Origin of the sequence: Hydrogenophaga sedimenti, assembly GCF_051857515.1 — a bacterium.
Lineage (GTDB): Bacteria > Pseudomonadota > Gammaproteobacteria > Burkholderiales > Burkholderiaceae_C > Hydrogenophaga.
Genome location: NZ_JBPZHA010000007.1, coordinates 161867 through 188838, shown reverse-complemented (window position 1 = coordinate 188838; position 26972 = coordinate 161867). Strand labels below are relative to the sequence as shown.

Genomic DNA, 26972 nt, shown 5'->3' with positions numbered 1-26972 from the left:
GGCAATTTCTTGCCAGACTGTCGCTACACCCCGCGCAGCACACTGAATTCGCGGAAAAGCCGTGCCGGCAACGGCGTCTGCAAGCGCCAGACGATGCTCATGGGCCGGTCGCCCTCAGCAGACTCCAGCGTGACGGGGCCGCAGGCGCGGTAGGCCTCACCTTTGCGCGGTCTCACGAACAGTTGGAACTGCCATCCGTTGGTTGCGCTGTCGAGATAGCGCCGACCGCCAAGCGTGTCCGGGCCTGCGCTGTTCTGGGATTGCCAGTGAAAGCGCTCGGCGCTGATCGCATAGTCGTGATACGCGATGCGGTCGTGGTAGCCCTCGCTCTTGTCGAGCGTGACGAACAGCAGCTCGGTCTGGCGGCTGAGCAACGACAAGGTGCCGGCCTGGAACGGCACGCGGCGCGATGCCGTCAGCCAGCGCACCGCCGTGAGGATTTCGCGTGCACCGTAGCCAGCATGCAGGCACAAGGGCGTGTCTTCGAGACCGGGCACAGGATGCGCGCCCAAGGTGCTGCGGGCCTGCAGAAGGGCAGACAGCTCCACCAGCTCGGCCGTGATGGCTGGGTGACCCTCCATGCGCTCCAGGAAGGCTTCATGTCCCGCGGCCTGCTCGTGGCGTCCATCGATCTGATAGGCCAGCATCTGCACACCCAACGCGTCCTCTGCACTGATTGCTGACGAACTCCATTGGTGCGAACCCACAGCGGCCATCACATCGAGTCGGCGCGGATCATCCACATGCAGCAGATCACCGAAACGGCGACTGAAGTAGTCCTCTTCAGGTCCTGGCTCTGTGACGATCAGGCCCGCATCACGCTTGAGCGCTGTCCATCCGCTGCGGCCTTGTCCGGTCCCGGTGCGGTAGATGTCTTCCAGTTCCAGAGCCTGGTCGTGCAGGAAGTCGGCCAGTTGAATGGCCGATCGGCCACGCAGCGCGGCATAGGTTTGCAGCTCGGTCTTCAAACGGCGCCAGTTCTGCGAGGTCAGGGATCGCAGGCCTTGCAGCACCTGTTCTCGCGTCTGGCGCTGCAGGTGAATGTGGCAGCCGGGCGGCAAGCTGCCGAAGCCGTTCTCAACGCCGTCCACCAGCTCACGTCGCGACAAGCCGGTCAGGCTCGACAACATGCGGTCAAGCCGGAACTCGGCCCGGTGCTGGCCAACGAAGTCGAGCACCAGGCAGCTCTCCTTGCCGGGTGCCAACCGCAGGCCGCGCCCGATCTGTTGCTGGAACAGCACCGGGCTTTGCGTGGGGCGCAGCAGCAACAGCGTGTCCACCATCGGCAAGTCGATGCCCTCGTTGTAGAGGTCCACCGTGACCAGCGCGCACAGCTCGCCACTGAGCAAACGCTGCGGCGCACGTCGACGCTCTTCGGGTGCCGTCGTGCCAACCACACAAGCCGCTGGCAGACCCGCGCGGTTGAGCCAATCGGTCATGAACTCGGCGTGCGCCACAGACACACAGAAGACGATGGCTCGCGACTGCCGCGCATCGGACGCCAGGCGGCGCCATTCGTTGATGACCAGCTTGGCGCGCACGTCGTTGCCGGTGACAAGGTTGTCCACCGCCTCGCGTTCGCCTGGCCTGTCCCACGGCACTTCCGAAAAATCGGTGGCGTCGTCGCAGGCGTAGTACTCGAACGGCGCCAGCAGCTGCAGGTCCAGCGCGTGCCAGAGTCGCAGCTCGACCGCCGGGCTACCGTCCGGGCGCGAATCGAAATACGGCGCAATGGGTTGCCCGTCGCTGCGCTCAGGCGTCGCCGTCAGCCCGAGCAACACACTGGGGCGAACGGCCTTGGCAAAAGCGTCGAACCGATCGGCCGCCAGGCGGTGGCACTCATCCACCACCACCGTGTGCCAGTGGTCGGCGCCGACGGTGGCCACCAGGTCGCGGCTGGTCACGCTGTCGATGGTGGCGAACAGGTGGTCCCAGCGCTCGGGTTGATGACTTCCCGTGAGCAGATCGCCGAACTCGGGATCGCGCAGCACCTCGCGGTAGGTGCGCATGGCCTGGCGCAGGATTTCCTCCCGGTGGGCCACAAACAGCAGGCGAGGGCGCCCACCCTCGATGCGGCAGGTGTTCCGGTAGTCAAACGCGGCCACCACAGTCTTGCCCGTGCCGGTGGCCGCCACCAGGAGGTTTCGGGTCCGACCGTGGGCACGCTCGGTGTTCAGCTGCTCCAGCATTTCCAGCTGATAGGTCTTGGGCTGCAGGTCGAAGAAGCTGATCGTGGCAGAGGGTTCGCCGCCAAACGACTCGCGACCCAGCGCCGCCGCCAGGGCCTGCCGGTGTTCGACGTTGTCCGGGTCGTAGCGCTGAAACTCGCTGTCTGCCCACAGCGTCTCGAAGTGGGCCACGGCGCGGGCAAACAGCGCCTCCTGCGCGCGCTGGGTAAGCTTGACCGTCCATTCCAGTCCACCGGTCAGTGCGGCCCCCGAGAGGTTGGCGCTGCCAACGTATGCCGAACCAAAGCCGGTCTTGCGCTGGAACAGCCAGGCCTTGGCATGCAGGCGGGTGCGTCGGCCATCCAGCGACACGCGGACCTCGCACCCAGGCAGACGCGCGAGTTCGTCCAGCGCGCGAGCCTCCGTCGCACCCGTGTACGTGGTGGTGAGGATGCGCAGCCGGGTCTTCGGTGGCGCCTGCCCATCTTGCTGCGCACCCTTGGCCGTGATCTGCTGCAGCACATCCTGCAGCTTGCGCACACCGGAGACGGTGATGAAACTGACCAGGATGTCCACCTGATCGCTCGATGCCAGCTCGCGACGAATCTCCTGCAGCAGCGACGGCGAGCCTTTGCCGGCCGTGAACAGCCAAGGCACGCCCAGTCCTATCTCTGGTGACACCGGGAACTGCTGGTCGCGCTGCACGGCTCTCAGGACCCGTAACGGTGGTGCGACCAGGTCCACTACTTCGCCAGCCGCAGAGGCACCGTCTGCGCCGTTTTCTGCGAGCCGCTGACGCAGCATCACCAACAAGCCATTCACCAGTTCGAGCTGTCGCTTCGCTTTCTCGGCCTCGTCGCCGGACACATCGTCGAGGATGGTCGAAAGCTGGCGGGTGATGACATCAGCCAGGAACTCGGCGGCTCTACCCTTGAGTGCCGACACATCAGCTCGTGTCGGATCGATGTCTGCCAGCGATCGGGCAAGCCCCTCGGTCAACAGCAGGTCATACAGACCATCGGGCAATGCCATCGTTGTCCTTGCAGTCAGTTGATCGGGCGCGTGCCACGGCAGGCCGGGTAACCGGTGCAGCCCCAGAACTCGTTGCCGGCGTTGGCACCGCGTTTGGCGGTGCGCCGAACCATGGGTTTCGCGCACAGAGGACAAGCCAGCGCCTCGGCTGATGGTGCAGGGGAGTGCGCCACCGGAACAGCAGGCTTCTGGACAGGGGAGCGCTCAGCGCCCGCTTGCGCTTGCCGCAACAGCCCATGCAGCCTCGGTCCATCGACCAGCGTCACATTCCGACCGCTCGCAAAACTGATCGCCTCATCGGTGAACCGCCCCGAGGTCACCACGAACCCGCCGGTGGCACCCTTGGCGGCCATCACCCCGTACAGTTCGCGCACCACGTCCACTCCGACCTTGTAGGCGCGCCACTGCTTGCACTGCACGAGAAACTTCTCGCCGCCGTTCTTGCCCGGCTTGGTGAGCACGAGGTCAATGCCACCGTCGGCACCGCCGCCCCCGGTTTCCACTACCTGGTAGCCCTGCAACCGAAAACCTTCCCCCACGAGCATTTCGAACTCGCGCCAGCTCATGCCATCGAGCGCGTCGGTCGCCTTGCTCCTGGCCACATCAGCCACCAGGTTCTTTCGCTCTCGGCGCCGCCAGGCAGACGTGACCGCACCCAGCACGCAAATGAATGGAACGATGTACTGACCAACAGTGGCCAGCGATTTCCAGATGGACTGTGTGACCATCGCGCCCATTTGACCGGGCTGTGTGGGCGCCACCACCGGTTGAAATGCGATGTGGTGAAGCGCGAAGTAGCTCACCACCGCGAGCAGCACGCCGGCCCACCAGGGCAGCATCGCCACCAATTCCAGCAGGTCATCGGCCGTGCTGGTTCTCTTGCGTCTCGCCATTCTTGATTCCTCCCTTGATGACACTGCTGCCTGGCAGCCATTTGCTGGCGCTCAGCCTATCCTGCCATCCATCCTATCCGTCTCTCCTCTATTGCAGCTGACGGGGTCGGACTGTCCGACCCCTGCTTTCCGTGACTTGGCGAAGCGGCCAACCAGCGGGGCAATACAAAGGTAGGTGATCTGCAGATCGGCTTCATCTGTCAAGCTGCTTGACAACTCTTCTGCAGAAGAAGCACACCCCGATACAGCCACACTCTGCTCCCCACACCTGACCTCCATTCACGCAGCGCGGCCTCTGTGGCCTCATGCAGCGCAATCTTTTCACCCGTGCAAATCACACGTATGCTTTCCGCTCAGCGCTGGGACGTTGTCATTGCCTGTGCTGAACTCATGGCCTGCAATCAGAATGCCCTTGAGCACATAGCTGATCTCTGCGCGGCTGACGCCGAGCCCCGCCACACGGCTGCGATCACGCACGCGCTTGCCGGTAGGAATGTGGAAGGCCGACGAAGGCTGGTCCCGTAAGGGGTGAGCTGTTTGCGATCTTGGTGCAGCGTGATCCGCGAAACGGAGAGATCACAGATGTTATTCGTTTAATATTTGTCTATGGGAGATCGTTGCTGTCTCCGACGGAAATTTGCAGTTGCACCCCTATGAATCCCCCCTTCGTTGATTGGGGAGTACACTTAGACCGTTACTAAGGAGGGTTTTATATGGCCGAACCACGTGCATTTATCAGTTTTGACTTCGATCACAATAGCACTGAGAAGATGCTCTTCGCTGGGCAAGCAAAGAACGCGCGCACGCCGTTCTCCATTCAAGATTGGTCTTCGAAGTCATCGCTTCCCCAGGCGCAGTGGGAGGCGCTGATCAAGGACAAGATCAACAAGTGCAACATGCTGATTGTCCTAGTAGGCAAGACCATGGCGAGTGCCACTGGCGTTGCCAAGGAAATCAAAATGGCCAAAGACCAGGATGTTCCGGTCTTTGGCGTGTACGTCGGGGGTGCCGACTCTTCCAGCAGTCTTCCTGACGGGCTTCAGCGAAATCGCACAATCTCATGGGACTGGGAAAAGATCGCATCCGCGATCGACCAAGTTATGGGGGAAGGAAAGAACAAGTCGTAGATTCGCCCGTCTCTTCTTGTGTCAGATGCACGAGCGAAATCACTCACATTATTAGTTCATATGAATTTCGTGAAGATGCGAGTCGCGTATTTCAAAAAAGGGCGTGAAACAATAAAGTTGACAATTACGCCCCGATAATAAGTCTGCCGAAAGCACCGCTGGCCGGGCCGTCATCCATTACGGGGACGGGGGCTAAGAACATGGGGCAAACAGTTGTGAGGGAAAAGGGATGATTCGTGCTGCGGTATTGATCGGGGTAAACCGGGTGAGGGGGTTGCCGGCGCTGAATGATGCCGTGCGAGGCGCCAGGCGGATGCATGAGTGGGTCCTGGCCCAAGGCTTTGCCCCCGACCACGTGGTACTCATCACCGATGAGAGCGGGCCGGTGGCCGCGTCAGGCGTGCAAGTTGCGATCAAGCGCCTACTAGACCCTATGGCCGGCATTGAGCAGTTGCTGATCTATTTTGCTGGCCATGGGCTCAATATCAATTACGGTGAGTTCTGGCTGCTGAGTCAGGGGCTGGAATGGCCGACCGAATCCGTGGACGTGGCCCGCAGCGCGGTACTTGCCCGCTACAGCAGCGTTCCCCATGTGATATTTATCTCCGACGCCTGCAGAACGGCCGCAGCCGGAGTGCAGCAGCAACTCATCACTGGTTCGCCGATATTTCCTATGGTCGCCAGTGGCGGGATTGAGAAAGCGGTGGATCAGTTCTTCGCCTGCACCCTGGGCAATCCGGCACTGGAGGTTCAGGCCCAAGATGCAGCCAATGCGGGTACCTTCGTAGCACTGTACACAGAAGCCTTGTTGGCAGTACTCGACGGCGACGAGCCAACAATCATCGAGGTGGCCGGCGACGGTGAGATGCCGAAGGGGGTGATCCGTCCGTGGCCCCTCAAGCATGTGCTGCGCGAAAGGGTGGGCAAACTTCTCGTCGAACGCGGTCTACACACCCGGGCCTTTCAGACGCCAGATGCGCGCATCTCCTCCGACCCGCAATTGGCGTGGATCGCTCGGCTAGCGCTCACCCCGCCGCCTGGACCGGTATCACGCAATAGTGATGTGCTGAATTTCAGTGTCAGGGCGACGCGCAACTTTGGACGAGTCGGCTCAGATCAGTCCGCGCCCAGCTTGCCGAACTGGGCTGATGCGACGCTCGACACCCTGCTTGGTCGACGGAGGCTTCCGGCCTTTTCGGCCAACCCATCCGAGGCCAAGGAAATCGTCAAGCAGGCCCAGCGCCAAAGCGAGGAATTCGCTCCCCTATGTTTTGACACCCGGTGCGGCATCAAGCTGCGCGGTGGGAAGGCCATGGAGGCGATCTGCCCCGGCGCGCACGTAGAGTGGGTCGTCGAGGGCGAGATCCTGCGAGCATTTCCCCAGTCACCCCAGGCCAATGATCGGGTCCTGTTGATCTTCGAGGATGGCTCCGGCGTGATGGTGCCATTGCTGCCTGAGTTCATCGCAGAGCTGTCTTTCGACAACGGCCAGTGGGTGGGCCTCGCTTACGAGGCTTCCGAGAACTCCCAACTCCACGAGTCCGATTTGGCGAAACGAGTCCAGGATCGCTATCTGCGCGAATTCGTGGCGGCGGCGGTTGAGCGCGGAATCTTCCAGCCTAACCGAGGCACTCTGACCGCGCTCTCCGCGCGATTGCTGAAAGCACCAGCTCCCGATCCAATGCTATTGCTCTATCTTGCATACGCCCTTGACGATGTTGGGATGGTGGGGCAACTTCGCGATCTGCTTATCGCGTTGCGGGCTAGTGGAATTCCCCTTCTCTTCGACATGGCGCTTCTGGTCAGCAGGCCAGGAGAGGGTTTGGATGAGTTGAGCGCCATATCACCAGGTATGCCCCTGCTCGCTCGCGGCTGGGCTGGTCTCGCCGCTCGGGGCGGGAAACTTTCCGAAGAACTGAGCAACATTTCGCGGATGCGCCATCCAACCATGTGGTCCCACTTTACGTCAGAGGCCGTCCATATCATTCGACAACAACTGCGTCCACCGGAGGTTCATCATTATGCGTGATTTGGTTTTTGTTCATGGCCGTGCCCAGCAGCATAAAGATTCCATGGCTCTTAAAGACGAGTGGATTTCCGCTTGGGCCGATGGCCTGAAAAAGAACGGACTCTCTGTGCCGCTACCCCATAGCCAGATTCATTTTCCATACTATGGCGACACTCTCGACCAGTTGGTGGCAGGCAAGTCGCCCGAGGATGCAGCCAAGATTGTCGTCCGAGGGGTCGCCCCCGGGGCTGGCGGCGAACTCTCGCTGGAAGAGAAGGCTTTCATTGAGGCTGTACTGCTTGAATCGGTGGAGCACTTCGAGAAGGATCCGGAAGGCGCGATTCAGCGTGCCCTGCCACCGGGCGCGATCATCGAAAAGGGGGTCCTCAACTGGGGATGGGTGCAAGCCATTCTGGAAGTGCTTGACAAGCACGTCCCTAGCGCGAGCGGCATGAGCGTGGCATTGGCTACGCGGGATGTCTACCAGTACCTCACCAACGACGTCACCCGCACCGTGATTGATACAGGAACCGCATCAGCGATCCCGGAAAACAAGGAAGCTGTGGTCGTTTCACATTCACTTGGCACAGTGGTCGCGTACAACGTACTACGGCAGAACTCCCAAAAGCAGCGCTGGAAAGTGCCACTCTTCGTGACGCTGGGGTCGCCGCTGGCTGTCGCGGTCATCAAACAGAAACTTGCCGGCATCAAGCCACTCGGCTTCCCGGCGAATGTGGCAGCGTGGTTCAACGCGATGGATGAGCGAGATGTGGTCTCCCTGTACCCACTAGACAAGGAGAATTTTCCGCTTACTCCCGCCATCGACAACAACACCGATGTGCACAACGGCACGTCGAACGCCCACGGCATCTCGGGCTATTTAGGTGACAAAGTAGTGGCAAAGAGGATCTACGACGCGGTAATAGCGGAGGCCTGAGTTATTCGGTTTCCCCACCCTTAGCCCCATCACCAAGGAGTTACCTCGTGCGCATAGCTCTAATTGTCGGGATCAACTATTACGACCATGGAAATCCTCTTTACGGATGTGTCGATGATGCACATGCTGTGAAGGCGATCCTAAATCGCCATGGCGATGGATCGATCAACTTCGATTGCAGAATTTTTACAGGAACCGGACCAACGGATCGAGTTGATCGGTCTCTCCTGAAAGACAATGTGATGGAGCTTTTTAAAGAACCTGCCGAAATTGCCCTCTTTTATTTTGCCGGTCATGGGCACATTGAAGCCACCGGTGGCTACTTGCTGTCAACGGATTCTCGGCGTGGCGATGAAGGGCTGTCGCTTTCCGAGGTCTTGACGATAGCCAATCAATCTCCAGCACGGAACAAAATAATCATTTTGGACAGTTGCCACTCAGGTATCGCTGGAACACTTCCATCCGCACAAGGTCTTGCCAGCTTGGCTGAAGGCTTGACGATCCTTACAGCTTCATCCGCCGAGCAATATGCAACAGAAGAAAACGGCAGAGGTGTTTTCACTACATTGTTAGTGGACGCCCTTCACGGAGGAGCGGCCAATCTCACCGGCGACATCACTCCGGGAAGTATCTACGCGCATGTTGATCAATCTCTTGGTTCCTGGGGGCAGCGCCCCATTTTCAAGACCAATGTTAGGCAATTCGTATCCCTGAGAAAAGTGCTCCCGCCGATCCCCCTTGACGAGCTTCGGCGGATTATAGAATTTTTCCCTGGGCGAGGCCACGAGTTCCAACTTGACCCGACGTTTGAGCCGGAGATAAAAGGTAGGGATCCGGGAATGCCGGATCCGATTCCCGAGAACACCAGACAATTTGCTATTCTGCAACGATACAATCGCCTGAATCTTGTCGTCCCTGTTGATGCACCGCACATGTGGCACGCCGCAATGCAAAGTAAATCATGCAGGCTCACGGTTCTAGGTGAGCATTACCGCAGCCTTATCGAAAAGCAACGCATATAGTTCCAAAGTTAGTCCAAAAATCGCCGCAATGAAAATTTTTCTGTCGCACCAAAAATTGGATTCAACAATCGCCGTCGAGGTTAAGAGTCATCTGAAATCAAGACACAATATCGATTGCTATCTCGATCTGATTGACCCAAAAATCAAAGATGGCGAGGATATAGCGGCGCATGTGAAAGAGGAGTTGGGTCAATGTACGCAGCTGCTCGCGATAGTCACTGAGGCGACCAAATTATCATGGTGGGTGCCGTGGGAGATTGGAATTGCCACGGAAAAGGACTACCCACTGGCAACATTCGGACGAAATGTCGCACTCCCAGAGTATTTAATGAAATGGCCATACCTCAAAAATCTGACTGATCTTGACACATATGCTGTTGTATCAAAAGAGTCAGCTAGGCGCGTGACGACTGCAGCCTTGGATTCCGTCTCGTTGGAGTCCTTCGTCTATAGGCGGGATGCAACAAAACATTTCTACCAAACTCTGCGCAGAAGACTCGGTCAGTAATTTGGTCATCCATTTTTAGGAAAATGCTTTACTTTCAGTTGTTCCGAGAAAGTCGAGCAATCTGAATTCGCCTATCTCGCACCAGCTACGGGAGCTATTGACTTTGCCCAACCTTAGCAGCACTGCTTCTTACACCCCGCCCTCCACATTGGCGCCTTCCCGGGGGGGGGGGGGAGCTGCAGAGGAGAGTTCTGGCTATTGGCCGAGAAAAATGCTTCTCTCCTCAGAGTTACCCCCTTTTGCCAGGGACTTTTCTGTTAACCCAGTGGCGAATACGCAATCAGTGAAGTGATTGTTTCGAAACCACTCGGGCTTAAAATATCCTTCAAAGCGGACTCGAACAAACTGCACTCCGTCAAAAATGATCTCTTTCTCCGGAGTTCCCATGTCTAAGGTACCAGCGTCCGGCGGCATGCTTCTCTGAACGATCCAACTGTCTTCCATGATCGACACATCTGAGGAGGACAGGATGTCATTTGGGGGCAAGCGAGAAAGAAAACGGAGCCCCGCTGCCCCGCTGAGGTCCAGCTGCGCTCCTCGGAATTTGCTGTTCAAGAACTCGACGTCCATCATCTGTGTTCCGTCGATGCGCAGGAACCATATGTCAGCATTCACGATACGAGATCGCGCCAGGCTCATGCCCTCCTTGTTTGAGGTCGGTCCGGCCCCGAACAGCAAGCCAGCCATCCGTACACGATCTAGCCTGAGATCGCTGATATCGCCCGTGGCATAGGTAGTGTTCGCCCAAAGCGTATCGGTCAGACGCCCACCCTTCCACCGAATCTGAGGCACATGGACACGCCATTCCTTTTGCCGGCCTAACTCAGCTGCATTCAAGGCTTGCCAGCCGTTGACGCGAACGGTAGCGGCACGCCCGGGGTCCTCTGCAATTCTGCGTAGCCGGTCACTGAGTCCCGGCGCGGTGCCCAAAGACTCCACTCTGTTGCGAACCTCATCACCGGACCAAGCAATAGTCGCTTCGCCAATGTCGGCGATCAGTGCGTCAACGCGGCGGCTCATGTTCAGGGCATTTACTCGGTCCACGGCGAATTGCATCATGGCAACAGCAGCGACGATGACTAGCATCGCGCCACCGGCGCGGACGCCAAGCTTGGTGCGGCGGCGCTTCGCTGCCCTGCGGATTTGTTCCCCGAGTCCATGATTAACAGCATCCCAAGGCAGCCGCTGAATGTCCCTGAGCAACCGCTCTAACGCATCCGGGAGGCGGCTGCCGGTATCGCGCTGCACAACAAAAACAGACATTCCACTTGCAAGGGCATGCTGTACCTCTGCATGGCACCAACTACTCCGTGCCGAGGTTTCGGTTAGAAGCAAAACCAAGCCATCCTGGCGTTCAAGTTGAACATTCAGATCTCGGACGAAATCGTCACCTACAAGCACTTCCTTGCGATCAATCCAAACGCTACATCCCTGTCTCTCCAAGGCCACGGACAAGATGTCAGCAGCATCTTTGTCACTGCGCGAATAACTGACAAAGAGTCGAGGGCGAAACAGTTGAAGTCCCATAACTACCGCCTAGCATTGTTAGACAGAACGTCAAGTGGCTTGCATCGATGAAGCCAACGGCTGCACTGCCAACTGTACTTCCTTCGTCTTGAGGAAGGCCGACAAGGGATGAGCGCAAGGTTGCCGTTCGGCGACAGCCATCGAGTAATCTTGAACCCGGACTTCCACTTTTGATTGGTACGTCTACAGGGGGAAGGTCATCCGAACTAGAGTCAGGCACTGGACTGCGCCAGTTGGTGGCCAGTACGGCCGCTCTGGAGCGAAGGCCGGATGCAGCTGATTAACGCTCCATATCGACAGAGGGCCTGGTTTTCACAATCTCTCGCGTCTGCACCGGGGCGGGCGGTTGTTTGTCCCGGCGCGCAATCTCGCGCTGAATCCGAGGCCAGACCTCTTTGAGGTACGCCGATTCGCCGATGAACCGCAGGATGTGTTTGGCCAGTTCCCGGTCCTCCGGAAGATCGGATGCCTGCAGCGCATTCTTGATGTGCCCCCACGCCTGGAATGCCCCGTCGTGGCTGCGCTCGTAGCTTGCACCTGACTTGACCTGCGGCGCGTCACGCTGGCTCAACCGCCCGTCCTGCCGCGCCTTCACCTGCCAGATGCGTTCATCCCGGCGGTTCGCCCCGCGTGAGGCCTGTCGCGTCGCCTCCGCCTCCACGCCGTACCCGCGCAGCTGCTCGGCAAAGGTCTCGCGCCAGCGGTGCAGGTCGGTCTTGCGCGGGTTCAGTCGCTTGCCGGTGATCGACTCGGCTTTCACGCTCAGATGCACGTGCGGGTTGGCCTGGTGCTCGTGCAGCACCATCACGTAGTGGTGGTCCCTCAGCTCGCGCCTCGCAAACCCGCGCGCGGCCGCCAGCACGATCCGCGCATCGGTGCCCTGCGGCATCGACAGCATGATGTTGAAAGCTTCGCGCCGGTGGCTGGTCTCCGGGATCAGCGATCCACTCACGCGCCATTGTTCGGCGAGGTCGTGCATGGCCTCCTTGCCCTGGCTCACAACGCCCCGGTCGTCCTCCATGCGCAGCTGCCCGTTCTTGCAGATGTAGCGAAAGTGCGCTGCGATGGCGCCCATGCCACGGCCACCCCCGGTGACCTTCACCATCACCTGCGGCGCCCGCCGCATCACGGTGGCGGCGATGCGCTGGCGGATCATGGCCGCACTAGGCCGGTTCGGGTTGTTCAGGCGCGGCGTGGTATCCGGTTTGACGATGCGGCTGGGCGGGTAGAACAGCCGCTCGCCCCACTGCACCAGCACGCCGTCGATGGATGTGCCAGTCGTCATAGGGTGCGTCGGGTGGCCCGCAGCTCGGCCACCAGCTGTGCTGCCACAGCCAGGTGGCCACGGATGTCCTTGTTCAGCGTATCGATGCCAGGCCGATATCGGTCCAGCTCCTGCGACGCACCGGGCTTGACCGTGCGCATGATGCGCAGGAAGTCGCTGAGGTCGGTGCTGATGACGGCCAGCCTGTTGGTGGAGGCCTGCAGCGCGGCCACGGTCTGGGCGTGGTTCGTGGGCGGCGGAGCGCCTTCGATGAGGGAGGCCACATAGAGGCTCTTCGAGACATCGGCGGTGCGGGCCTGCATGTTCATCAACGTGACGTGCGCGGCGGGCAGACTCAGCGTGACCTTGACGACCCGCTTGTCGCGCACCATGGTCACGAGTTTCCGGTCAGGTGCCTGGTCGCCGGACTTCAGCGTAAGGTAGGCCAGCACCGCCTGGCGCACCAGGGCCGCCGGGGTCATCTGGTACAGCTGAGCGTGGTTCTGCAACGGCGTGCGTAGGCCGCGTAGATCGATGGTCACCCGGTCACGCTGAGGCTTTCCCATGGCCGACCTCGGCACGGACGGGTGTGGTTTCGGGAGCCAGTCTGGCGGCCAGTTCGGCGACACGCTGGCGCAAGGCCAGCAGCTGATCTTGGGGGAGGGCGTGAATGCCTCCCGACCGGTTCAGCCGCTGCAACGCGGTGTCCAGCCGGTCACAGAGCCCGGTGGCGCGGGCCAGTGCCTGCGCCATCTTGTCCGGGCGCGGGGGTGTTGGTGCCGGCCTGTCAGCTGGGGGCACAACCACGCGAGCCGCATCACGCAGGCTGGCCACGGCCTCGCGGGTGATGGGCTCCGAACCAGAGACAAGCGCCGCGACTTGCTCCGGCTGTTCTTCGTGCAAGCGACTGAGTTCGTGGAGCGTGCGCGGGGATTCGCAGCGCCCGCTCCTGAGCGCCTGTTCGAGCACGGGCGGCAGGCTGAGCAGGGCGAGGTGGTGTGCCACTGTGCTCAGGTCCATGCCCAGCTGGCGGCCGACCTCGGCGTTGGATTCACCAGCATCCACCCGCAAGCGGATGAACTGCGCGAGTTCGAGCGGGGAGAGGTTCTGCCGCTTCAGGTTCTCGGCCACCTGGTCGTAGGCATTGCGAACCTCGACCGCGAAGATGACGGGCACGGTGGTCAGCCCAGCCTGGATGGCGGCCCGCCAGCGCCGGCTGCCAAAGCGGATCAGATAGCGACCCTTGTCGTTCCGGTCGCTGACCACGATGGGCTGCAGCATGCCGCGTTGGGCGATGTCCTGCGCCAGTTCCTCGATGGCCTCCGCTGAAAATTCCTTGCGCGGGTTGTCCGGGTCTTCGTCCAGCTGGTCGACAGGCACCAGCAATGCCAGTCCCGTTGGCACGGGTTTGCCCTCGAACAGGTCCAACTGATCGAGACTCAGTCCAGGGGACTTGCGATTGGCAAGGAAGTTGGAAAGCGCGCCCATGATCTATCGCCGAAGGTGACGACGACCACTCTAGGAGGCAGAGCAGGCTGGTGGCGCGCTGGATTCGGGCTGAAATCAAGCGGGGAAGGCGGCGGTCTTGGCCGCGATGACTTGGTGGCAATGTTCCGATTTACCGTCGAATGTTTGGATTCGACGAAACAACGGAACATTTCTTCGAGAAGCTTGATCGGGTCAAATGCATCAAATGCTATTCTCTGTGTCCTAAGGACACAGAGAATAGCATTTGAACGGGTCTAATTTTTTTGCCACGCATCTGCCATCAGTGATGAAGGCCATCCAGCAAAAGCTGGGCAACTGGGAGCGTCCGGTCGTGACCGACTACGAGCTGGCTGTGCTCGTGACTTCACAGATGGCGCATCTTGAAGAACGGCCAACCCTTCGCCTATATGAGGAGGTCGTCGACAGCCTGAGTTCCTTTGGCCTGATCTCCCCAAGCAAGGATTTCAAGCCATGGACGGTGTACCACCTGTTTGGGCGCGCAAAGCCGAAGGCCATGGAGGTCGCGTGTGCGGCAGACCCCTTTGCCTACATCTCTCACCTCAGTGCCATGGAGTTCCACGGGCTGACGGACCAGTTCTCCAAGATCCTGTACCTGACCACGCCACCCGACACCGAGTGGAAGGAACTGGCCAAGGACCGGATGCTGAAAGACTTGCGTGAGCACATGGAACCCTTTCAGAAGGCCAAGTTGCCACTGCTCAGGCGCCCCGTCTTTGATCGCGTCGAAGGCATGCGTGTCGAGCTCATGCGTCGCTCCAGCCGGGGGGCATTCAAGGCCATCAAGTCCCCCACGATCCGGGTCGCCATGGTCGGCAGGGCTTTCCTGGACATGGTGCGTGAGCCGGGCAACTGTGGCGGGATGCAGCACGTCGTGGACACGTACCTCGAACATGGCGCCAGGTACCTGGCGCTCATCGCCGAGGAGGTGGAGCAGCACGGCAACGCGGTTGAAGAAGTCCGTGCGGGCTACCTGCTCGACGAGGTCTGCCGGCTTCAGCACCCGCTGGTGGACGGCTGGACATAGAAGGCCCAGCGCGGTGGCTCCAGGCTGCTGGACCCCCTCGGGGAGTACGTCCCCCATTACTCGGAGAAGTGGAAGCTCTCGATCAACGTGGCGTCCCTGATGCCCGGGGGGGCGGAGGACGCTTCGTAAACAAGATCGACAACCAGGGGGCACCGCGCAGGGGAAAGGAGAGCGCTGTGTTGATCCGAACTTTGACCCCAGGTCGTTCAGGCCTCGGGTCGGTTCTCGAAGAAAAAGCACTCGGGCAGGAAAGCTGGTGCAATGTAGTCGATGTCCTTGGCTGATACGCCGCAGGCAAAGAAGCTCTCCTGCCAGTGCCGGACAACATCGACCAGACGGTCGATTTCCGCACGCGCGTCGGCCGCAGACAGACCAAACCGCCCGGCCTGCGAAATCAGGTTGTAGATGCTCGCCGTGCGGCCGTGGTCGCCAATGCTCAAGGCCAGGTCGCGCCTCTCCAGGCTGACCACGGGCGAGGGCACCAGATCGTAGGCGGGCGACAACCGCCATCCCTTCTGCCTGTGCAGCAGGGCGTGGTTGCGGGGGTGGTCGTCGTTGTTGGTCACGGCCGCGTTGAAGACCATGCGCCGGAACAGCTCCGTGCAATCGGCCTCTGGCTTGTCGGACCAGCGCCGCAGGTTGTCGGCCAGCAGCGGATAGGACCAGCGCTCCCGGTCCAGGTGGCTGTCACCACAGTCGAGGACGGTCAGCCCGCTGACGAGGCCGAAGCGCAGATAGCCCTGGTTGGTGTGTTCACGGTCGAAGCGCTGCACCATGAGCACATCGCTGGCGCCCACCGCCTGCAGCCGAGCCTGCGCGACGTTCAGGCCACAGCGGCGTGCGAGGTCGAGGGTCGCGAATTCGACGCGCTGCAGATTGAAGCGATCGTCGCGTGCGGGAAACTTGCCGAGCCACAGGCTCTGCGCGTCCTCGATCGTGGCCTTGGGGCGCGCCCCGCCCATGCTGGTGCCAGGGTCGAGCTGTTCGAGCAGATGTGCAGCCACTGGTCGCCCGTCCTCAATCGCCTGGGTCGCCGCGATCAGTTCGGCCAGCTGGTGCGTGCGGTTGTAGGTGCGCCTCGGTGCGGGGGGATCCACCTTCAGTCCGAAGCTCAGGCAGCCCGCCCCGTCTTGTGGTCCGTGCAGCAGGTAGTCGATCTCCTGAAGGTCGGCGGCGTTTCGCTGCAGGGTGTGCTCGATCACACGCCGACCCCAGGCATCGGGGCTGGCGTCTCGCACTGCTCCTGGGATTCCCTTGAGCTGCGTGAACTCGTACACCGTCCTTGCAAGGGGAAGCCGAAATGGATCGAGCGCGACGGCGTCAGGGCGTTGCAGGTAGCGGTCGCCGTACCGGAACCGCCCGATCCGCACCCCGTCGGACAAGGTCTGCACCTTGAGCAGCGCGGCAGGCACCGTTTCCAGGGTGCCGGGCAACTGGATGTAGACGTAGGCCTGGCGTTCAGAAGTCATAGCTTTCGCTGGGCTTCGTGGACCTGCCCGCCCGCGCCGGACGGCGCGAGGATTCGAGTGCCTTGCCGTGCAGGTCGGTGTCGGGGTCGGCGACAGCGTCCAGCGTCTTGTCCAGGCCCAGCGCCCAGAGCACGGTGAAGCACACGCCGACCGCTGTGCCCGGCCGGCCGAGCTCCAGCGCGGTGAGGGTGTTGCGGTTGATGCCTGCCTTGCTGGCCAGATCGGCAACGGACCAGCCCCGCCGGATGCGTGCGGTCCGGATGCGCTGTCCCAGCTGCGCCACCTGTTCGACCACCTGCGGCGGCGTTGAAAAGTTGCTCATTTAGATGGGCGTTAATGAATTTAATGCTCATCATAATAGGCAAATATCAATCGGATGGCAACGCTGTAGTATCAGTTTTGATGCTTTAAGTAGGCGCAATGATGGATAACGCCCAGTATGTTGGGCATCTTGTGGGGGTTCTGAAGCAAGAGGGATCGGTTATGCCGTGCCTGCCTGCGCCAAGATGGCATCAATCTGCTTCCCCAGCTTCTCCCAGGCCGCCTTCTTCTCATCGGCGAACTCGTGGTGCAGGTAGTGCCGCCGCACCCGGCTGCCGGCCATGACGTGGTTCTGGCAGCGGTCGATGATGTCGGGCAGGACGCCCAGCGCCTGCATCATGGTGGCGCCGGTGCGCCGCATGTCGTGCGGGGTCCATTCACGGTGGCTGCCGCTCTTGAGGACCAGCGCGTTGTCGTTGGCCCGGCGTGACAGGTCCTTGCGGTTCTTGAACTGGATCTGGCGGTCACCGACCTGCTTGGACACGGTCTTGACGCAGACGTGGGTCTCTTCCTTGAGGTTGCGGGCCGGGAAGCAGTAGGGCGAGGTTCCGGTCATCTCCTTGAGCGCCTGGAACTGGCGCAGCGAGAAATCCGAGAGGTAGACCCGGTGGCCTTGCTTCTTGCCCATCGGCCCCTTGACGTTCGCGACCGGGATGGTCCAGTAGCGCTCCGCCAGGTCCACGTCTTCCCAGCGCGTCATCAACAGCTCGCCAATGCGGCACAGCGTGCCCAGGCAGATCCAGACCGCCGGTTGGGTCTCGCGCTTGAGCGGGCGCTGCACCTCGTACTTGTGACCGGCCGGGGTCTCTTCGTAGTCGGCCTCCATGCGTTCGAAGATCGACTGCAGTTCCTGCAGCTCCCTGGCCGTCAGCACGCGGTCGCGCTCGTTGACCATGTCAAAGTCCTTGGAGACGATCTTGCGGATCTCGATCAGGTCGGCCGGATTGCCTTCGATCAGCAGGCCGCGCCAGGGCTGGCGCTTCTCGGCCCAGGCGAACAGCTGCACCAGGTCCTGGTGCACGCGCACGGACATGCGGTTCACGCCGCGAGCCACCATGGTCCGCAGGACCTTGCGCAGGTCGTGCTCGGTGATGCTGCGCACGGGCTTGTCGCCCAGTACGGGCAGCACGTCTTTCTCGAACGAGCGGCGCAGTTCGGCGTTGCCGTCCTTGCGAGCGACCCCATCGGCCAGCCAGGCGTCAAACATCTCCTTGAAGGGTTTGTTCTGGCTTTCTTCGGCAGCGGCCCGGGCAATCGTCGCCTCGACCGCTGCCTGGTTCTCGATGCGCTCGGCCTTTTTGTGGTCGTTGGGGTTGACGCCGGAGCGAGCCAGCTCGCGGGCCTCGTCGCGCAGACGGCGGATCTGCTCCATGGACACGTTGGGCCAGGTGCCGCACGGGTACCAGGCGATCTTGCCGTCCCACCGGAAGGCGAATTTGAGGCGGGCGGACACGCTCTGGTCGTTGGCGACCCGCACTTCGCCGATGAGTCCGTCGCCGTCACTGAGGGTGTCGCCGCGCCAATCCGGGGGCATGGCTTTGAGCTCCAGCGTCGTCCATTTTTTGCCCTTTCCCGCCTTCGGGTACCGTGTCATGAGGCCTCCATGGGGTAAACGGTGGGGTAAACAAAATAAACGCTGTCAGTGTATTTTGTGGGACGACTTGGGATCAAGTATCCTTTGTATCTATATGATTTAAAACATAAAACATCGTCCCAGGTTGTCCCAGGAAATCCCGCAAGATTTCGCGTTTTATCCTATGGGGTGCAAGGGGTAGCGAGTTCGAATCCCGCCACGCCGACCATTTATTGCAAAGCCCGTCATCTTTCGATGACGGGCTTTTTGCATTGTGCGGCTCCGTTGTTTCAGCGGAAAGCCGGAGCTTCAGGCAATGTCAATCGTGTGAAAGCCGAACGCGCCACGCCGCCGGTCGGCGAAATAGCACTCGAGCGTTTCCCTCACTGTCCGGAAGGCAATCTCGTCCCAGGGAATCTGGTCTTCGGTGAACAGGCGGGCTTCAATGGTCTCGAAGCCGGGGTTGAACTGGTCGCTCAGCAGGCGGGCCCGGTAGTACATGTGGACCTGGCCGACGCGCGACACATTCATCAGCGTGAACAGTGGCCCGAGTTCGATGCTGGCGCCGGCTTCTTCGATGGTTTCCCGGTGCGCACCTTCCGCCGTGGTCTCCCCCAGTTCCATGAACCCGGCGGGCAGGGTCCACTTGCCACGGCGCGGCTCGATGTTGCGCAGGCACAGCAGCACCTGGGCTCCGTCCTCGCCCCAGGCGGGCACCGTGCCCACCACGTTCAGCGGGTTCTCGTAGTGCACCGTGGCGCAGGCGGTACAAATGGCACGCGGCTTGGTGTCGCCGTCGTCGGGGATGCGGTAGACCACGGGAGCGCCACATTGGCGGCAGTGCTGGATCGGGCTGCGGTGCATGGCGTCAGTGTAGGGGCAAAAAAATGGGCTCCCGAAGGAGCCCATTGGGAGTCGGCGACAGCGAAAGGGTCAGGCTTTCTTGGCCGGCGCTTTGGCGGGAGCTGCCGCGGTCTTGCCGTGCTTCTCGATCAGCGCGCGGGCGGCGTCGAGCAGTTCCTTGCCGTTGAAGCCGCGCTTGTCCATGTCCTGCATCCACTCGACTTCCACCAGGCGGGCCTTGCGCTTGAATTCCTGCGCCTCGCTGGCGGGGATCGTGTAGATCGTGTTGCCCTGCTTGACGGCCGATTCGCGGCCAGGGATGTCGCCGGCCTGCTGCACCTTGCCCAGCCAGCCGGAGGTCTCGATGCCGGAATTCTTGTCGATGATGGCCTTGAGGTCCGGCGGCAGCGAGGCGTACTTGGCCTTGTTCATCGCCATGATGAAGGTGGTCGTGTACAGCGCGCCGCCGGCGGGATCGAACTCGCTGTGGAACTTGGTCAGTTCGTGCACCTTGACCGACGGCACCACTTCCCAGGGGATCACGCAGCCGTTGATCACGCCCTTGGACAGCGCGTCGGGAATCTGGGGCAGCGGCATGCCAACCGGCGTCGCGCCCAGGTAGCCCAGCATCTTGGTGATCTGGCGGGTCGGGCCGCGCACCTTGGCGCCTTGCAGGTCGGCGGCGGTCTTCACCAGTTTGTCGCGCATGTGGAACATGCCGGGGCCGTGCACCTGCAGGGCCAGCGGCTGCACATCCTTGAACTCGTCCTTGGCGACGGTCATGGTGTATTCCCAGAAGGCCTTGGAGGTGGCTTCGGCGTTGTTCATCATGAACGGCAGCTCGAACACCTCGATGCGCGGGAAGCGGCCGGCCGTGTTGCCGGGCAGGGTCCAGACGATGTCGACCACGCCGTCCTTGGCCTGGTCGTAGAGCTGCGCGGGCGAGCCGCCCAGCTGCATCGCGGGGAACCCTTCGAACTTGATGCGGCCGTCCGAGTCTTTGGTGACCTTGTCCATCCAGGCCTTGTGCATGTTCAGCCAGACGTTGGACTGGGGCGCCATGAAGGTGTGGAACTTGAGGGTCACGCTCTGCTGGGCAAAGCCGACGAGGGCCGGAGCGCCGAAGGCGACGGCGGCACCGGACTGGAGCAGGGTTCTGCGCTGGATCATGTTGTGGCTCCTGAAAAAAGGGCAGTTCAGAGACCGGTCATTCTAGGGATCGGCTGCAAGGGGTTAACCCTTGGTTGGTCACGCCACCTGCACGGTGATGCCGGTCAGGCCGTCCACACCACCGGTCATGGTGTCGCCCTTGACGACGGCCGCCACGCCCTCGGGGGTGCCGGTGTAGATCAGGTCGCCAGGCTGCAGTTCCCAGGCCGCGGACAGGTGCTCGATGGTCTCGGCGATGTTCCAGATCAGCTTGGCGACTGTGCTGCGCTGGCGGTCGGTGCCGTTGACCTGGACCCAGATCGCGGCGTTGCCGATGTCACCGGCTTCGCCGGCGGGCGTGATGGGACCGATGGGCGCCGAGTGGTCATAGCCCTTGCCGATGCACCAGGGGCGCCCCTGCTTCTTCATGTCGTTCTGCAGGTCGCGGCGCGTCATGTCCAGACCCACGGCGTATCCATAGATGTGTTGCGCGGCGTCGGCGGCCTTGATGCCGCGACCGCCGCGGCCGATGGCCACCACCAGTTCGATCTCGTGGTGCAGGTTGGCGGTCAGGCTGGGGTAGGGGATGGTCGCGGTCTGGCCTGCGTCGGCCACCACGATGGCGTCGGCCGGCTTGAGGAAGAAGAAGGGCGGTTCGCGGCCGGTGAAGCCCATTTCCTTGGCGTGTTCTTCGTAGTTGCGGCCGACGCAGTAGATGCGGTGCACGGGGAAGCGCTCGGCGCGGCCGACCACCGGCACGGACACGACGGGAGGCGGGGTGAAGACAAAGCTCATCGCGAACCTTTCAGGTCAGGGTGGGGTTGTGTGCGGTCAGAGTTGCGAGGCCGGCAGGCGCACCACCATGCCGTCCAGCTCGGGCGTGAGGCGCACCTGGCAGCTCAGGCGGCTGACGGGCTCGACCGGGCTGGCCGCGAAGTCGAGCATGTCGGTTTCGTCGGCGACCGGCTTGGACAGCTTCTCGGCCCAGGGGCTGTCGATCATCACGTGGCAAGTCGCGCAGGTCAGCACGCCGCCGCAATCGGCGTCGATGCCGCGCACGTTGGCGTCGACCGCGGCCTTCATCAGGCTCTGGCCGGTTTGGGTCTCAATGGTTTCTTCGGTCTTGTCGGTCCGGACGAACCGGATGCGGATGGTGCTCATGGGGTGTTCAATCAGTAGCGGCTGAAGTATTCGCGCCGTTCGAAATCGGTCTTGTCCTTGGCGTCCGTGTGGCGGTCGAGTTCGGACTGTTTGATGCGGCAGAAGTGCTGGACCACGGCCTCGCCCAATCCTGCCACAAGGCAGGCGTCGGCTTTCAGCGCGGCCAGCGCGTCGCCCAGGTTGTCGGGCAGTTGCGCATGGCCACTGGCGTAGGGCGACTCGGCCGCGGCCGGTGGTTCCAGGCCTTTCACCAGTCCGTCGAGTCCGGCGTGGATCTGCGAGGCCATGTACAGGTAGGGGTTGGCGGACGGTTCGCCGATGCGGTTTTCGATCCGGGTGGCGCCGTCGCCCGCAGCGCCGACCACCCGCAGCATGGCGCCGCGGTTGTCCTGGCCCCAGAGGATGTTCTGCGGCGCCAGCGCGTTCGGGCGGAAGCGGGCGAACCCGTTGACCGTGGGCGTGCACAGTGGCGCCATGCCCGCTGCGTGCGCCAGCAGCCCGGCCAGCCAGTGCGTGCCGGCATCGGACAGCGTGTGGCGGGCGCCGGACGGCGAGCTGCCCACGGCCGGCGCAGGGCGGGCGAAGGCGTTTCGGCCGGTGTCGCGCTCGACCAGCGACTGGTGCAGGTGCCAGCCGCTGGACATGATGTTCGGGAACGGTGGCCGGCACATGAAGGTGGCCAGGTAGCCCGCGCGGCGCAACGCCTGCCGCACGCCATTGCGGAACAGCACCATCTGGTCGGCGGCGGTGAGTGCGTCGGTGGCGTCGAACACGGCCTCCACCTGGCTCGGCCCCAGTTCGATTTCCAGCGACTGCAGCGGCAGGCCGAGCGCCTGCGCGGTGGCCATCACGATGCGCAGCGGTTCGTCGGCCATGTCGCTCATGGCCTCGGCCTGCAGGTTGTAGCCGGGATGGATCATCTGCACCGCGGGCGGCAGGCCGGGCCAGGCAGCCAGCTCCGGATCCAGCTGCGGCGATGCGTCGGTGATGCGGTAGATGTGGAACTCGACCTCCAGCCCGGTCTTCAACCCGAAGCCGGTCACCCCCAGGGTCGACAGAGCCTGCTGCAGCACGCGGCGGCTGTCGAGTTCGACCGGCCGGCCATCGGGGTACCAGGGCTGGCAGCGCAGCCAGCCCGTGCCCTCGGCCCAGGGGAGGACCACAAAGCTCGCCGGGTCGGGCAGCAGCATCAGGTTGGCCGCGCCCGAGAAGCCGGGCAGGCCATCGGTACCGCCGACCTCGAACACCTTCCAGGCCGTGCGGTCGGCGGTGTCCTTGAGCATCATGGTGCCGACCATGCCGACGCCGTCGCGCAGGGCGCGGATCGCCGCAGGCGCCATCAGGGTCTTGCCGCGCAGCTGCCCGTGCACATCGCACCAGCCCATGCGCACGCGCTGCACGCCACTGGCCTCGATCACGCGCGCCAGCTGCTGGCAGGCGGCTTCCCGGTCGGCGCCGTGCACGCCGCAGCGCTGGGCAAAGTACCTCATTTCGCTCCTGCCAGGGTGTCGGTCGTGGCGATGGCACCGTTCACCCAGGGCGCGCCGTCGCGCTTGGCGCGCACCTCGTCCTGCCACCAGCGCTGCCAGTCGCCGGCCGGCGCGATGCCGTCCACGGTGTCGGGGCCGCCGATGGCCGGTGCCAGCGCCGGATCGGCGACGCCCGGCGGCGTGCCGCCTTGTGCCACCGTGTCCATCGCCTGGTTCAGCTGTCGGCGGTTGGCCATGATCACCTTGTCGGTCGTGCCCAGGTGCTCGCGGGTGCGGTCCTGGATCGCGCCCATGCTTTCGCAGGCCCACTGGTCGTGCACGTTGATGTCTTCCTCGCCCATGCCCAGGTAGGTGCGGGTCTGCTGCTCGTCCGGGCTGAAGCCCCACTGGTTCCAGCGGCCCGCCTTGGGGATGTAGTCGGGCAGGGTCACGGCCTTGAGGCGTTGCTGGCGCATGGTGGCCTTGTCGACCGGGGCGTCGAAGCTGGTGAAGAAGGCGTACCAGTAGTTGCGGGTGTCGTCGACCGGCACGTGCATCTGCGTGATCGTCATGGTCTCCGACAGCGGGATCACGAAGGTCTGGGGGAACACCGCATTGGTCACGCGCACATGGGTCAGCGCATCGTTCAGCGGCCGCAGGGCGGTCAGCTGCAGTCCATACGGCTGCTGGGTGAACGAGATCTCCGGTCGCGCGAATTCGCGCATCACCCGGGTCATCGGCCAGCGCTCGCCACCGATGTCGCCCGCGCTGGCGCCGCGGAACTGCTTGCCGTAGCTGCCTTCCAGCGGCGCGTCTTCAAAGAACCGGTGCAGGTAGGACGCGTGCGCCGGGTCGATGCCCACTTCAAACGCCTGCAGCCAGTTGCAGTGCCACAGGCCCTTGAACACGAAGCTGTGGGAGGCGGGGGCCGTGAAGCAGTCCAGCGCAGGGAAGGGCGGTGGTGCCATGCCTTCCGGCCCCAGCCAGGCGAACAGCGCGCCGCCCTTTTCGAGCAGCGGGTAGCTGCGCTGGCGCACGCGGTTGCACAGCGTGCTGCCGACCGGCTCGGCCGGGGTCTCGGTGCACTGGCCGCTGACATCGAATTTCCAGCCGTGGAAGGGGCAGCGCAGGCCGTCGCCTTCGTTGCGGCCATACGCCAGGTCGGCGCCGCGGTGGGGGCAATCGCGGTCGAGCAGCCCGAAGCAGCCCTGTGCATCCTTGAACAGCACGAAGTCCTGGCCGAGCAGGCGCACCGCCTTCACGGGACGGGACGCCATCGGCGGATCGAGCGCCGGGTCGAACTCGTCGAGCATCGCCACCGGCTGCCAGTAGCGGCGCAGCAGCTCGCCGCCGGGCGTGCCCGGCCCGACCTGGGTGAGTCGCTGGTTCTGTTCGGCTTTCATGCGCGTCTCCTGCGTGTTTGCGCCGAACGTTAACCGATTTTGGTGTCCGCGTCGGCCCTTGCGGAGGTGTATCGTGGAGCCATGGAGACACCTGAAATCACGCCCTCGCCCAACGGCAACGGACTGACGCTGCGGCGGGTGGCGATCGACACCTGGCGCGAGAACGTGGCCTACCTGCACCGCGACTGCGAGGTGGTGCGGGCGGAGGGCTTCCAGGCGCTGGCCAAGGTGGAAATCCGGGCCAATGGCAAACGCATCCTCGCCACGCTCAACGTGGTCGACGACCCCTGCATCGTGGGTCAGCACGAGATCGGCGTGTCGGAAGACGCGTTCGTGCAGCTGGAGATCGCCGAAGGCCATCCCGCGAGCGTCACCCAGGCCGAGCCGCCGGCCTCGATCCCGGCGCTGTTCCGCAAGATCAATGGCGAGCGGCTGGGGCAGGCGGACTTTCGCGCCATCGTGGGCGACATCGCCCAGCGCCGCTATTCGAAGATCGAACTCACCGCCTTTGTGGTCGCCTGCAACCGCAGCGAGCTCGACCGCGAGGAGGTGTATTTCCTGACCGACGCCATGGTCGCGTCCGGGCGCCGTCTGGACTGGCACGAGCCGCTGGTGGTCGACAAACACTGCATCGGCGGCATTCCCGGCAACCGGACCTCGATGTTGGTCGTGCCCATCGTCGCGGCCTACGGGCTGGTGTTTCCCAAGACCTCGTCGCGCGCCATCACCTCGCCCGCCGGCACCGCGGACACCATGGAGGTGCTGGCCGATGTGGAGTTGCCTTTCGACCGGTTGACCGACATCGTGCGCGAGCACCGGGGCTGCCTGGCCTGGGGCGGCACCGCCGACCTGTCGCCGGCGGACGATGTGCTGATCTCGGTGGAGCGTCCGCTGGCGCTGGATTCGCCGGGTCAGATGGTCGCGTCCATCCTGTCCAAGAAGATCGCGGCCGGCGCCACGCATCTGGTGCTCGACATTCCGATCGGACCGACCGCCAAGGTGCGGTCGATGCCCGAGGCGCAGCGCCTGCGAAGGCTGTTTGAATATGTGGCGCAGCGCCTGCACCTGTCGCTGGACGTGGTGATCACCGACGGGCGCCAGCCGGTGGGCCGCGGCATCGGCCCGGCGCTGGAGGCGCGCGACGTGATGCGGGTGCTGGAAAACCACCCCGAGGCGCCCGACGACCTGCGGCAGAAATCGCTGCGGCTGGCGGGACGGCTGATCGAATGCAGCCCCGATGTGAGGGGCGGTCAGGGCTATGCGATCGCGCGCGACATCCTGGAATCCGGGCGGGCGCTGACCCGCATGCATTCCATCATCGCCGCGCAGGGCCCGCGTGATTTCGATCCGCACCATCCGCAGTTCGGCGCGCTGAGCTTCGAAGTGGCGGCGCCCGCGGACGGCATGGTGGTCGGCATCGACAACCTGCAGGTGGCGCAGATCGCGCGCCTGGCCGGAGCGCCCAAGGTCAAGCGGGCCGGCGTCGATCTGATGTGCCAGCTCGGCGACGTGGTGCGCCAGGGGCAGACGCTCTACCGCATCCACGCCGACTATCCCTCCGATCTGGCCTTCGCGCGCCATGCGGTCGAGCGTCAGTCGGGCATCGTCATCGGGGCGGCCGAGCAGCTGCCCCAGGTCTTTGTGGAGTTCTGATGTCGCCGCAGATTCTTTCGGGTGCCTTGCTGTGTTTCGACGACGAGCGCGTTGTGGCGCAGGCGACGGCCGATCTCACCGGCCTCACGCTGTCGGTGATCGAGCGCCACCGTTTCCCCGACGGGGAAGTGCGGGTGCGCCTGCCCGATCCGCTGCCGCCGCGGGTGGTGATCTGGCGTGGGCTGCACCAGCCCAACGAGAAGCTGGTCGAGCTGCTGCTGGTCGCCCGCACGGCGCGCACCCTCGGCGCGGATCACCTGAGCCTGGTGGTACCGTACCTGGCCTACATGCGCCAGGACATCGCGTTCAACCCCGGCGAAGCCGTGAGCCAGCGCATCATCGGGGCGCTGCTGGCCGATCTGTTCGACGCCGTGATCACGGTCGATCCGCACCTGCACCGGGTCGCGACCCTGCAGGAAGCCATTCCCGTCCAGGACGCGATCGTGCTCAACGGCGCTCCATTGCTGTCTGATCACATCGCAGTGCAGTGTGCGGCCGATGTGCTGCTGATCGGGCCGGACGAAGAGTCGCTGCAATGGGTGGCCCGCGCGGCGAACCGCCATGGCTGGGCCCACGGTGTGTGCCGCAAGACGCGCCACGGCGACCGGCAGGTCGACATCGAACTGCCCGCCTTGCCGGTGCAGGGCCGCGCCGTGGTGCTGATGGACGATGTGGCCAGCTCGGGCCACACGCTGGCGCGGGCGGCACAACTGCTGCATGCGGCGGGTGCGGTATCGATCGACGTGGCGGTGACCCATGCGCTGTTCGCCGATGGGGCGGTTGCACTGATCCGCGAGGCGGGTGTCGACCGCATCTGGAGCACCGACTGCATTCCCCACGAGAGCAACGCCGTCAGCATCGTGCCCGAAGTGGCCGCGCTGTTGCGTGGCCTTTGAACCCTTCACCGCTATT

General features: G+C 63.0%; 23 protein-coding genes. 8 read left to right on the top strand and 15 right to left on the bottom strand.

All coding sequences use genetic code 11. The features are described 5' to 3' along the window. Positions 1–23: 23 nt before the first annotated feature. Positions 24–3200, bottom strand: a complete 3177-nt coding sequence (locus tag ACS5NL_RS13550; protein ID WP_439354390.1) for a DEAD/DEAH box helicase — start codon at positions 3198–3200, stop codon at positions 24–26. A 14-nt stretch (positions 3201–3214) separates the two neighbouring features. After that, positions 3215–4093, bottom strand: a complete 879-nt coding sequence (locus tag ACS5NL_RS13545; protein ID WP_439354389.1) for a restriction endonuclease — start codon at positions 4091–4093, stop codon at positions 3215–3217. A gap of 713 nt (positions 4094–4806) precedes the next feature. Here ACS5NL_RS13545 and ACS5NL_RS13540 point away from each other — a divergent pair. The 5 genes from ACS5NL_RS13540 to ACS5NL_RS13520 all read left to right on the top strand — a co-directional run bounded on the left by ACS5NL_RS13540 (position 4807) and on the right by ACS5NL_RS13520 (position 9695). Further along, positions 4807–5220: a TIR domain-containing protein gene (locus ACS5NL_RS13540; protein WP_439354388.1), complete on the top strand. Its 414-nt coding sequence runs from the start codon at positions 4807–4809 to the stop codon at positions 5218–5220. Positions 5221–5449: 229 nt separating this feature from the next. After that, positions 5450–7249 (top strand): hypothetical protein, encoded by a 1800-nt coding sequence (locus ACS5NL_RS13535; RefSeq protein ID WP_439354387.1) that lies wholly within the window; start codon positions 5450–5452, stop codon positions 7247–7249. Continuing rightward, positions 7242–8165, top strand: a complete 924-nt coding sequence (locus ACS5NL_RS13530) for a hypothetical protein (RefSeq protein WP_439354386.1) — start codon at positions 7242–7244, stop codon at positions 8163–8165. The genes ACS5NL_RS13535 and ACS5NL_RS13530 overlap by 8 nt, the downstream gene beginning before the upstream one ends. A 47-nt stretch (positions 8166–8212) precedes the next feature. Continuing rightward, positions 8213–9187, top strand: coding sequence for a caspase family protein (locus ACS5NL_RS13525; protein ID WP_439354385.1), 975 nt, complete (start codon positions 8213–8215; stop codon positions 9185–9187). A 28-nt stretch (positions 9188–9215) separates the two neighbouring features. After that, positions 9216–9695 carry a toll/interleukin-1 receptor domain-containing protein gene (locus ACS5NL_RS13520; protein WP_439354384.1) on the top strand — a complete coding sequence of 160 codons (480 nt, stop codon included), beginning with the start codon at positions 9216–9218 and terminating at the stop codon, positions 9693–9695. A gap of 195 nt (positions 9696–9890) precedes the next feature. On the opposite strand, the gene ACS5NL_RS13515 is transcribed toward ACS5NL_RS13520, so the two are convergent. The 4 genes from ACS5NL_RS13515 to ACS5NL_RS13500 all read right to left on the bottom strand — a co-directional run bounded on the left by ACS5NL_RS13515 (position 9891) and on the right by ACS5NL_RS13500 (position 13974). Continuing rightward, positions 9891–11222 carry a toll/interleukin-1 receptor domain-containing protein gene (locus ACS5NL_RS13515; RefSeq protein WP_439354383.1) on the bottom strand — a complete coding sequence of 444 codons (1332 nt, stop codon included), beginning with the start codon at positions 11220–11222 and terminating at the stop codon, positions 9891–9893. Between the two features lie 280 nt (positions 11223–11502). Further along, complete coding sequence (locus ACS5NL_RS13510; RefSeq protein ID WP_439354382.1) at positions 11503–12507, bottom strand: relaxase/mobilization nuclease domain-containing protein; 1005 nt, start codon at positions 12505–12507, stop codon at positions 11503–11505. Next, positions 12504–13052, bottom strand: a complete 549-nt coding sequence (locus tag ACS5NL_RS13505; protein WP_439354381.1) for a hypothetical protein — start codon at positions 13050–13052, stop codon at positions 12504–12506. The genes ACS5NL_RS13510 and ACS5NL_RS13505 overlap by 4 nt, the downstream gene beginning before the upstream one ends. Then, positions 13033–13974 carry a ParB/RepB/Spo0J family partition protein gene (locus tag ACS5NL_RS13500; protein ID WP_439354380.1) on the bottom strand — a complete coding sequence of 314 codons (942 nt, stop codon included), beginning with the start codon at positions 13972–13974 and terminating at the stop codon, positions 13033–13035. The genes ACS5NL_RS13505 and ACS5NL_RS13500 overlap by 20 nt, the downstream gene beginning before the upstream one ends. A gap of 286 nt (positions 13975–14260) precedes the next feature. Between ACS5NL_RS13500 and ACS5NL_RS13495 the strand changes: the two genes are divergently transcribed. Beyond that, the gene (locus tag ACS5NL_RS13495) at positions 14261–15019 is read left to right on the top strand and encodes a type IV toxin-antitoxin system AbiEi family antitoxin domain-containing protein (protein WP_439354379.1); all 759 of its coding nucleotides are present in this window, start codon (positions 14261–14263) and stop codon (positions 15017–15019) included. Positions 15020–15225: 206 nt separating this feature from the next. On the opposite strand, the gene ACS5NL_RS13490 is transcribed toward ACS5NL_RS13495, so the two are convergent. The 9 genes from ACS5NL_RS13490 to ACS5NL_RS13450 all read right to left on the bottom strand — a co-directional run bounded on the left by ACS5NL_RS13490 (position 15226) and on the right by ACS5NL_RS13450 (position 24407). Next, a complete protein-coding gene (locus tag ACS5NL_RS13490) occupies positions 15226–16488 on the bottom strand; it encodes a type II toxin-antitoxin system HipA family toxin (protein WP_439354378.1) in 1263 nt (420 codons plus the stop codon). Then, on the bottom strand, positions 16478–16810 hold the full coding sequence (locus ACS5NL_RS13485) for a helix-turn-helix domain-containing protein (RefSeq protein WP_297655429.1): 333 nt from the start codon (positions 16808–16810) through the stop codon (positions 16478–16480). The genes ACS5NL_RS13490 and ACS5NL_RS13485 overlap by 11 nt, the downstream gene beginning before the upstream one ends. Before the next feature lie 159 nt (positions 16811–16969). Next, a complete protein-coding gene (locus tag ACS5NL_RS13480) occupies positions 16970–18403 on the bottom strand; it encodes a tyrosine-type recombinase/integrase (protein WP_439354377.1) in 1434 nt (477 codons plus the stop codon). A gap of 288 nt (positions 18404–18691) precedes the next feature. After that, positions 18692–19246, bottom strand: coding sequence for an NUDIX hydrolase (locus ACS5NL_RS13475; protein WP_439354376.1), 555 nt, complete (start codon positions 19244–19246; stop codon positions 18692–18694). Positions 19247–19315: 69 nt separating this feature from the next. Further along, complete coding sequence (locus ACS5NL_RS13470; protein WP_439354375.1) at positions 19316–20395, bottom strand: TRAP transporter substrate-binding protein; 1080 nt, start codon at positions 20393–20395, stop codon at positions 19316–19318. Positions 20396–20473: 78 nt separating this feature from the next. Continuing rightward, positions 20474–21169, bottom strand: a complete 696-nt coding sequence (locus ACS5NL_RS13465; protein WP_439354374.1) for a fumarylacetoacetate hydrolase family protein — start codon at positions 21167–21169, stop codon at positions 20474–20476. A 36-nt stretch (positions 21170–21205) separates the two neighbouring features. Continuing rightward, the gene (locus ACS5NL_RS13460) at positions 21206–21535 is read right to left on the bottom strand and encodes a 2Fe-2S iron-sulfur cluster-binding protein (RefSeq protein ID WP_439354373.1); all 330 of its coding nucleotides are present in this window, start codon (positions 21533–21535) and stop codon (positions 21206–21208) included. A gap of 11 nt (positions 21536–21546) precedes the next feature. Then, positions 21547–23025 (bottom strand): glutamine synthetase family protein, encoded by a 1479-nt coding sequence (locus ACS5NL_RS13455; protein WP_439354372.1) that lies wholly within the window; start codon positions 23023–23025, stop codon positions 21547–21549. Continuing rightward, entirely contained in the window at positions 23022–24407 is a 1386-nt protein-coding gene (locus ACS5NL_RS13450; protein WP_439354371.1) for a Rieske 2Fe-2S domain-containing protein, read from the bottom strand. The genes ACS5NL_RS13455 and ACS5NL_RS13450 overlap by 4 nt, the downstream gene beginning before the upstream one ends. An 81-nt stretch (positions 24408–24488) precedes the next feature. On the opposite strand from ACS5NL_RS13450, the gene ACS5NL_RS13445 reads away from it, so the two are divergent. Together ACS5NL_RS13445 and ACS5NL_RS13440 are read left to right on the top strand one after the other, a co-directional pair. Beyond that, a complete protein-coding gene (locus tag ACS5NL_RS13445; protein ID WP_439354370.1) occupies positions 24489–26060 on the top strand; it encodes a thymidine phosphorylase family protein in 1572 nt (523 codons plus the stop codon). Continuing rightward, complete coding sequence (locus ACS5NL_RS13440) at positions 26060–26956, top strand: ribose-phosphate diphosphokinase (protein WP_439354369.1); 897 nt, start codon at positions 26060–26062, stop codon at positions 26954–26956. The genes ACS5NL_RS13445 and ACS5NL_RS13440 overlap by 1 nt, the downstream gene beginning before the upstream one ends. Positions 26957–26972 lie beyond the last annotated feature (16 nt).

Coding starts and splice junctions, on each gene's coding strand:
- ACS5NL_RS13475 (WP_439354376.1), bottom strand. CDS start 19,246: ATGCACCGCAGCCCGATCCAGCACTGCCGCCAATGTGGCGCTCCCGTG.
- ACS5NL_RS13535 (WP_439354387.1), top strand. CDS start 5,450: ATGATTCGTGCTGCGGTATTGATCGGGGTAAACCGGGTGAGGGGGTTG.
- ACS5NL_RS13510 (WP_439354382.1), bottom strand. CDS start 12,507: ATGACGACTGGCACATCCATCGACGGCGTGCTGGTGCAGTGGGGCGAG.
- ACS5NL_RS13495 (WP_439354379.1), top strand. CDS start 14,261: ATGAAGGCCATCCAGCAAAAGCTGGGCAACTGGGAGCGTCCGGTCGTG.
- ACS5NL_RS13480 (WP_439354377.1), bottom strand. CDS start 18,403: ATGACACGGTACCCGAAGGCGGGAAAGGGCAAAAAATGGACGACGCTG.
- ACS5NL_RS13550 (WP_439354390.1), bottom strand. CDS start 3,200: ATGGCATTGCCCGATGGTCTGTATGACCTGCTGTTGACCGAGGGGCTT.
- ACS5NL_RS13470 (WP_439354375.1), bottom strand. CDS start 20,395: ATGATCCAGCGCAGAACCCTGCTCCAGTCCGGTGCCGCCGTCGCCTTC.
- ACS5NL_RS13450 (WP_439354371.1), bottom strand. CDS start 24,407: ATGAAAGCCGAACAGAACCAGCGACTCACCCAGGTCGGGCCGGGCACG.
- ACS5NL_RS13500 (WP_439354380.1), bottom strand. CDS start 13,974: ATGGGCGCGCTTTCCAACTTCCTTGCCAATCGCAAGTCCCCTGGACTG.
- ACS5NL_RS13465 (WP_439354374.1), bottom strand. CDS start 21,169: ATGAGCTTTGTCTTCACCCCGCCTCCCGTCGTGTCCGTGCCGGTGGTC.
- ACS5NL_RS13490 (WP_439354378.1), bottom strand. CDS start 16,488: ATGACTTCTGAACGCCAGGCCTACGTCTACATCCAGTTGCCCGGCACC.
- ACS5NL_RS13545 (WP_439354389.1), bottom strand. CDS start 4,093: ATGGCGAGACGCAAGAGAACCAGCACGGCCGATGACCTGCTGGAATTG.
- ACS5NL_RS13540 (WP_439354388.1), top strand. CDS start 4,807: ATGGCCGAACCACGTGCATTTATCAGTTTTGACTTCGATCACAATAGC.
- ACS5NL_RS13515 (WP_439354383.1), bottom strand. CDS start 11,222: ATGGGACTTCAACTGTTTCGCCCTCGACTCTTTGTCAGTTATTCGCGC.
- ACS5NL_RS13460 (WP_439354373.1), bottom strand. CDS start 21,535: ATGAGCACCATCCGCATCCGGTTCGTCCGGACCGACAAGACCGAAGAA.
- ACS5NL_RS13520 (WP_439354384.1), top strand. CDS start 9,216: ATGAAAATTTTTCTGTCGCACCAAAAATTGGATTCAACAATCGCCGTC.
- ACS5NL_RS13530 (WP_439354386.1), top strand. CDS start 7,242: ATGCGTGATTTGGTTTTTGTTCATGGCCGTGCCCAGCAGCATAAAGAT.
- ACS5NL_RS13505 (WP_439354381.1), bottom strand. CDS start 13,052: ATGGGAAAGCCTCAGCGTGACCGGGTGACCATCGATCTACGCGGCCTA.
- ACS5NL_RS13485 (WP_297655429.1), bottom strand. CDS start 16,810: ATGAGCAACTTTTCAACGCCGCCGCAGGTGGTCGAACAGGTGGCGCAG.
- ACS5NL_RS13440 (WP_439354369.1), top strand. CDS start 26,060: ATGTCGCCGCAGATTCTTTCGGGTGCCTTGCTGTGTTTCGACGACGAG.
- ACS5NL_RS13455 (WP_439354372.1), bottom strand. CDS start 23,025: ATGAGGTACTTTGCCCAGCGCTGCGGCGTGCACGGCGCCGACCGGGAA.
- ACS5NL_RS13445 (WP_439354370.1), top strand. CDS start 24,489: ATGGAGACACCTGAAATCACGCCCTCGCCCAACGGCAACGGACTGACG.